We start from the raw sequence: 5,882 nt of genomic DNA on the forward strand, positions 1-5,882 counted from the left end.
GGTGTAAGTATTTTGCGTCCCTGCTTTCTTCCTGCAAAAATCAAGGTATTGACGACTTGAATGTAGCGATACAGTCTTATAACTATGGCGGTGGCTATGTGGGATATGTGGCAGGAAAAGGAAAGAAACACACTTTTAACCTTGCAGAGAGCTTCGCCCGTGAGAAATCGGGTGGAAAGAAAGTAACCTATACTAACCCGATAGCCGTTGCGAAGAACGGGGGCTGGCGATATGGTTACGGAAATATGTTCTACGTCGAATTACTCAATCAGTATTTAGCAGTTCCGCAGGTATCGGGAGAACTGGCACAAAAGGTAATGAATGAAGCGTTGAAATATCAAGGCTGGAAATATGTGTATGGCGGTAGCAATCCCAACACTTCTTTTGACTGTTCGGGACTGACGCAATGGTGCTATGGAAAAGCTGGTATCTCCTTACCGAGAACAGCACAGGCACAGTATGACGCAACCCAACATCTTCCACTCTCGCAGGCAAAGGCTGGGGACTTGGTGTTTTTCCATTCCACCTATAACGCTGGTTCGTATGTAACCCACGTCGGTATTCTTGTTTCGCCGACACAGATGTACCATGCAGGCGACCCGATAGGATATGCAGATTTGAATAGTAGTTACTGGCAACAGCACTTAATCGGTGCAGGACGAATAAAATAATAGAAAGGACTTGAAAATATGTTTAAAAACAATAAGAAACCAACAGAAAATGTTAAAGAAAAAAAGGTGCGTACTGTCAAGGTAGGCACACATCAGAAAACTGTGATTGCGTTATGGGTGGTGTTTATCGCAAGTGTGAGCTTTGGGGTGTATAAGAATTTTACCGCTATCGACCAGCACACGACCCATGAAAAAGAAGTCATTGAGCTTCGCTTGCAGGACACCAACGGGATTGAAAATTTCGTAAAGAACTTCGCAAAGTCCTATTACACATGGAATAACAGCAAAGAAGCAATTGAAGCGAGGACGCAGGCAATCAGTGGTTATCTGACAAAGGAATTGCAGGACTTGAATGTAGATACCATTAGAACCGACATACCGACCAGTTCCACGGTTACAGATGTGCTTGTGTGGAGTATCGAACAGTCGGGAACGGACACTTTTTCTGCTACCTACGAAGTAGATCAGCAGATAAAAGAGGGAGAACAGACAAGCAATGTCAAGGCAACTTATACCGTAAAAGTCCATGTAGACGCTGACGGGGATATGGTAATCATTCAGAACCCTACCCTTGCACCAGCAATCGAAAAATCAGACTATGAACCAAAGACACCAGAAGCAGACGGAAATCTGGACGCTGATACCGTAAACGACGCTACTGCATTTCTGGAAACATTCTTTAAGCTCTATCCGACAGCCACAGAAAAGGAACTTGCTTACTATGTATCGGGAAATGTGATTGAACCTATCAGCAGGGATTATCTTTATTCTGAACTGGTAAACCCTATCTTTACAAAGGACGGGGACAATGTGAAAGTCAAAGTTGCTGTGAAATTTCTTGATAATCAGACAAAGGCTACGCAGGTATCGCAATATGAGCTTGTGCTACATAAGGATAGTAACTGGAAGATTATAGGATAAAGAGGATTGACAAACGACTTCTAAATGTGGTATATTTCTCTTGTAAAGATAGAAATATACCACATAAGGAGTGAATGTTATGACAGTAAGAAAGTTTTTGTATGGTGCAACTGGTTTTCTTTCGTTATTAGGTGTTATCGGTGTTATGAGTAATGAAAAGGAATTTTTACCTTTCTTTGTATTCGCAATAAACTTTGAGTATTGGTTTATGAAACAAGATGAAATGTTAGATGAATATATGAATAAATCAGCGTCCCGTGGTTTTTATTGTGGAATGATTGCCACAGCCTGCATTACATTATATTCTTTCTTGATAAAACAAAGTTCTGGAAATGAAGCATTTACTAATGGATTGGCTCTAGGGTGGGCGATTTCTGTAATTGTTTACTCTATATCAACCGCATACTTTGGAATGAAAGAAAAATGGGGAATATGTAATGATTAAAAACCGTATTAAAGAATTTAGGGCAAGATATGATATGAAACAAGATGATTTAGCGAAAGCAGTCGGTGTTCGACGGGAAACGATTGGCAACCTTGAAAAAGGACGATACAATCCCTCGCTTGTATTAGCTTGGAATATTGCAAAGACATTTCATGTAACGATTGAAGAAGTTTTTACAGTAATAGACGATTGAATTTAGGAGTGATACCATGATAGGACTAAAAAAACGAGATATAAAAAAAGCATTGAAAGCTGGAGCAAAGGCTGGCGGTGTATCATTGGCTGATGTTCGGGCTGATATTGAAGCGACGATCGATGAAGCTATGAATAGCACCGACCCAGAAGTGCAGGCAAATTTCAGAAAGTATTTTGGGAATAAACGCCCTACGCCAGAAGAATATATTTACAAGATTACGAAAAAGACAAAAGTTTAGAGTTGAGAACTTTTTTAGGAGGGATTTTATGAAAGTTATAAATAAAATCTTTTGGGATACAGATAAAATAAGCATGATTACAAATCACTTAGACGCTGATACACATAGTCATTTGATGTTACAGTTATTTGTTGGTGTTGATGATTATGTGGAAATAGTTATCAATGACATACGGATTAAATGTGATGTTATAGTTGTAAATAAAAATGTTGCACACTCTTTTTCGGCAAAGGGAAAATTGTATTTTTCTTCGATTATTGACCCAACATCTGTGTGTGGGAAAAAACTTATTGATAAAATGGGAAAAAGAGATTTTTTGATTTATGACCAAATAGATACATACGAATTGAGCAGGCAAGTTAAAAGGTTATTACATAGTACAAATGTTGAACAATATAAACATTTTTACAAATATCTATTAAATTATTTAGAACTATCTATGTATAAACACATGTATGATGAAAGAATATCTAGCATTTTCCAGATTTTAGACACTTGTAAATGCACCGACCATAGTATCAAATATTTAGCAGATAATGTATTTTTATCTCCCAGCAGATTATCACATTTATTTAAAGAACAAACTGGAATACCTTTAAAGTCCTATATTATATTACATCAAATGGAACGGGCTTTTGATGAATTATTCGCTGGTAAAAATATCACGGAGGCTTCAATGATTGCTGGTTTTGATAGTCCGTCCCATTTTGCAAGTACAGTAAAAAAAATGATGGGTATGACCGTTTCATTATCGTTAAAAGATAGCGAATTTTTGAAAGTTTACTAATGAAATTTAAAATATAATAAAGCCATGAAGAAAGGAGCTTTATTATGGAAGAATATTTGAAAGAAACGAAAATGTTAAATTTTAATTCTGCTAAGATTAGTGATTTAGTTAGGGAAAAAGGCTGGCTGGAATTAGACGAATTTCATAAAATAAAAAACATTTATGAGTTTGTTCAAAATGATATTTTATTTGGATATAACTCTACGGATATATTGAGTGCGGTTGAAGTTTTACAAGATGGTTTCGGACAATGTAATACTAAAGCAACACTTTTAATGGCACTATTACGTTCAGTTAATATACCGTGCAGATTACACGCCTTTAATGTGTCAAAAGATTTTCAAAAGGGAGCACTTCCCCAAATTATTTATTTGTTAGCACCTAAATATATTTTGCATACATGGGTAGAAGTTTTCTTTAATGATAAGTGGATTGCTTTAGAAGGTGTAATAATCGATAAAGACTATTTATACACAGTACAACAAAAATATACTGAATATAAAGGTATATTCAAAAAATTTGCTATTGCAACCAAAGACTTGGAAACAGTTAATATTGCTTGGAGGGGAAACGATGTTTTTATTCAGAAAGAAGCTGTTGTTGATGATTATGGTATATTTTCTTCTCCCGATATACTTTTTTCTAAGCATACGCAGAATATGTCAAAAATTAAATTGTACCTTTACTCGCATATAGGAACGAAAATGATGACAAAAAGAGTATTCAAAATAAGAAATTCAAAGAAATAAAGAGGTGGTGTTGTGGAAAAACAGTCATGGGTACTATGTCCTGTTTGTAGTAACAAAACACGAACAAGAATACGGAAAGATACAGAACTAATAAATTTCCCATTGTATTGTCCGAAGTGCAAAGCTGAAACTTTAATCAATATAAAGTATGGAAAAGTAACTGTTATCAAAGAGCCAGACGCTAAGACGCAGAGCCGATAATTTGTAGGTTATTGTAACTTTTTGTAGGTTATTGTAACTTATAGATTGTCGGCTCTTATTTGTTACCTGCGGAGCAGATCAGCAAATAAGAGTGTCTAAGCTATGAAAAAAGAAAGCAAGAAGCGAATTACTTCTTGCTCTCCCTGCTGTTCAAGATACCGTCAATCGTACCTTGAATGATTTTTAATTCGTTATCACTCGATAAATCAAGAGAGGTTTCTATCTGACGGCGAGCTGTACTTTTTGTTACTTTTTTCGCTGGATAGAAATATTCATCAACCGATATATTGAACATGGTAACTAAATCATGGAATAATTGAAAACTTGGGTGCGACCCAGTATTTTCAATATCTGCGATATGACGTTCCCCATAGAATACCTTATCGCCTAAATCATTACGAGAAAGTCCCGCTTTCTCACGGGCTTCTCTGATTGCCAGCCCTAGCGGTCTGAAATCAAAAGTATGTGTTTCTTTTGTTTTTCTCATTTTAAATCACCTAGCATGAGTTTATACTTCATGTTATAAATTTAGAATGTGTTAAAATTGCATATAGTATGCAGTAATAATTCAAAAGCTGTTATCGTGTGCGGTAAATAAAAAAAACCGTTCCTAGATAATATACTTTTGTGCGTCTTGAGAAATAACGGGACGGTTTTGGATATAATCAGAACTGTCCTTTTTCTTGTAAGTACAAGGTATGGCTCTGGTTAAAGGGGGCTTATACCATGATTGCATACGGAAGAACGTTCTGTCGTTCTCAACTGGATAAATATTTTACCCTAGTATTACAATCATCATACCCTTTACTAGAATTTAAATTTCATATAAATAGAATTTATAAAACAGTCTGTTTGTGTATTTATACACCCACGGGCTGTTTTTGCTTTATTAAAAAGTTTTTTCAATTTTTTTCGGTTTCAACTTAGCAAATCACACCTGCCATTCCCTATATGGTGCGGAAAGAGGGATAAACACTTTTCACGTCATAACGGAAAGGGGGTGAGATTGATGAAACCGTCTGACTTCCAAAAAACTGTTCAATGCCGTTTTGAAAGCTGTTTGAAAAAAGTTGTCCGTCATGTTGTTAAGGACTATCAGCAGGGATTGAAGCGACGAAAAGACAAAGAAATTCCATTCTGTGAACTTCCAGAAATCGTCGTGGAAAAGCTGGCTGTATGGGACGAATACGACAGCGATTATACATTTTTCAACGTATGCGGTAATGATATTCGTATTTGTGATGATGAACTGGCAGAAGCCTTGAAACATTTGTCTGAACGTAATCGAGAGAATTTGCTGATGTATTATTTCTTGGAAATGAGCGATACCGAGATTGCAAAAAGACAGAACATTTCAAGAAGTGGTGTTTTTCAAAACCGACACAATTCACTAGAGCTTATGAAAAAAATATTAAAGGAGAAAAGATAGCAAATGAAACACACAATGAAAAAACCGTCCTACTATTTGCTTTCGCAGGCTATGGACGGGGACGAAAAAGCGATTGAAAAGATACTGGCATTTTATGACCCATACATATCAAAGTGCTGTCTGCGTCCACTCTATGATGAATACGGAAATGTTTATATTGTCGTAGATATGGAGTTAAAAGGACTTATCAGAGAAGCACTTATCAAAATGATTTTAGGGTTTGATATTGCCTTAGAAATCGAAGA

11 protein-coding genes are annotated in these 5,882 nt (G+C 36.2%); 10 read left to right on the forward strand and 1 reads right to left on the reverse strand.

All coding sequences use genetic code 11. From position 1 onward, the window contains the following. The 8 genes from LJD34_RS15310 to LJD34_RS15345 all read left to right on the forward strand — a co-directional run. A partial coding sequence (locus tag LJD34_RS15310) for an NlpC/P60 family protein (protein ID WP_227360302.1) occupies nt 1-671 on the forward strand: 671 nt, incomplete at its 5' end. A gap of 18 nt (nt 672-689) precedes the next feature. After that, nucleotides 690-1,592 carry a conjugal transfer protein gene (locus LJD34_RS15315; protein WP_227360303.1) on the forward strand — a complete coding sequence of 301 codons (903 nt, stop codon included), beginning with the start codon at nt 690-692 and terminating at the stop codon, nt 1,590-1,592. A 79-nt stretch (nt 1,593-1,671) separates the two neighbouring features. Beyond that, complete coding sequence (locus tag LJD34_RS15320; protein ID WP_009265876.1) at nt 1,672-2,037, forward strand: DUF3796 domain-containing protein; 366 nt, start codon at nt 1,672-1,674, stop codon at nt 2,035-2,037. Further along, complete coding sequence (locus tag LJD34_RS15325) at nt 2,030-2,230, forward strand: helix-turn-helix transcriptional regulator (protein WP_003063668.1); 201 nt, start codon at nt 2,030-2,032, stop codon at nt 2,228-2,230. The genes LJD34_RS15320 and LJD34_RS15325 overlap by 8 nt, the downstream gene beginning before the upstream one ends. A gap of 16 nt (nt 2,231-2,246) precedes the next feature. Continuing rightward, nucleotides 2,247-2,471: a hypothetical protein gene (locus LJD34_RS15330; protein ID WP_004612108.1), complete on the forward strand. Its 225-nt coding sequence runs from the start codon at nt 2,247-2,249 to the stop codon at nt 2,469-2,471. A gap of 28 nt (nt 2,472-2,499) precedes the next feature. Continuing rightward, complete coding sequence (locus LJD34_RS15335; RefSeq protein ID WP_009265875.1) at nt 2,500-3,258, forward strand: helix-turn-helix transcriptional regulator; 759 nt, start codon at nt 2,500-2,502, stop codon at nt 3,256-3,258. Between the two features lie 44 nt (nt 3,259-3,302). Continuing rightward, complete coding sequence (locus LJD34_RS15340) at nt 3,303-4,007, forward strand: transglutaminase-like domain-containing protein (protein ID WP_009265874.1); 705 nt, start codon at nt 3,303-3,305, stop codon at nt 4,005-4,007. Between the two features lie 12 nt (nt 4,008-4,019). After that, nucleotides 4,020-4,208 carry a cysteine-rich KTR domain-containing protein gene (locus LJD34_RS15345; RefSeq protein WP_025477909.1) on the forward strand — a complete coding sequence of 63 codons (189 nt, stop codon included), beginning with the start codon at nt 4,020-4,022 and terminating at the stop codon, nt 4,206-4,208. Nucleotides 4,209-4,335: 127 nt separating this feature from the next. On the opposite strand, the gene LJD34_RS15350 is transcribed toward LJD34_RS15345, so the two are convergent. Beyond that, complete coding sequence (locus LJD34_RS15350) at nt 4,336-4,695, reverse strand: helix-turn-helix transcriptional regulator (RefSeq protein ID WP_009265873.1); 360 nt, start codon at nt 4,693-4,695, stop codon at nt 4,336-4,338. A 522-nt stretch (nt 4,696-5,217) separates the two neighbouring features. On the opposite strand from LJD34_RS15350, the gene LJD34_RS15355 reads away from it, so the two are divergent. Both LJD34_RS15355 and LJD34_RS15360 read left to right on the forward strand, forming a co-directional pair. Next, the gene (locus LJD34_RS15355; RefSeq protein WP_039862748.1) at nt 5,218-5,637 is read left to right on the forward strand and encodes an RNA polymerase sigma factor; all 420 of its coding nucleotides are present in this window, start codon (nt 5,218-5,220) and stop codon (nt 5,635-5,637) included. Nucleotides 5,638-5,640: 3 nt separating this feature from the next. Continuing rightward, on the forward strand, nt 5,641-5,882 hold a 242-nt coding region (locus LJD34_RS15360; RefSeq protein ID WP_227360304.1), incomplete at its 3' end, for a helix-turn-helix domain-containing protein.

Origin of the sequence: Faecalibacillus sp. MSK20_93 (assembly GCF_020589945.1) — a bacterium.
GTDB lineage: Bacteria > Bacillota_I > Bacilli_A > Erysipelotrichales > Coprobacillaceae > Faecalibacillus > Faecalibacillus intestinalis.

What these genes read in the sequence shown, in the direction of transcription:
- LJD34_RS15355 (WP_039862748.1), top strand. Translation starts at nt 5,218, where the DNA reads ATGAAACCGTCTGACTTCCAAAAAACTGTTCAATGCCGTTTTGAAAGC.
- LJD34_RS15340 (WP_009265874.1), top strand. Translation starts at nt 3,303, where the DNA reads ATGGAAGAATATTTGAAAGAAACGAAAATGTTAAATTTTAATTCTGCT.
- LJD34_RS15325 (WP_003063668.1), top strand. Translation starts at nt 2,030, where the DNA reads ATGATTAAAAACCGTATTAAAGAATTTAGGGCAAGATATGATATGAAA.
- LJD34_RS15350 (WP_009265873.1), bottom strand. Translation starts at nt 4,695, where the DNA reads ATGAGAAAAACAAAAGAAACACATACTTTTGATTTCAGACCGCTAGGG.
- LJD34_RS15330 (WP_004612108.1), top strand. Translation starts at nt 2,247, where the DNA reads ATGATAGGACTAAAAAAACGAGATATAAAAAAAGCATTGAAAGCTGGA.
- LJD34_RS15315 (WP_227360303.1), top strand. Translation starts at nt 690, where the DNA reads ATGTTTAAAAACAATAAGAAACCAACAGAAAATGTTAAAGAAAAAAAG.
- LJD34_RS15320 (WP_009265876.1), top strand. Translation starts at nt 1,672, where the DNA reads ATGACAGTAAGAAAGTTTTTGTATGGTGCAACTGGTTTTCTTTCGTTA.
- LJD34_RS15335 (WP_009265875.1), top strand. Translation starts at nt 2,500, where the DNA reads ATGAAAGTTATAAATAAAATCTTTTGGGATACAGATAAAATAAGCATG.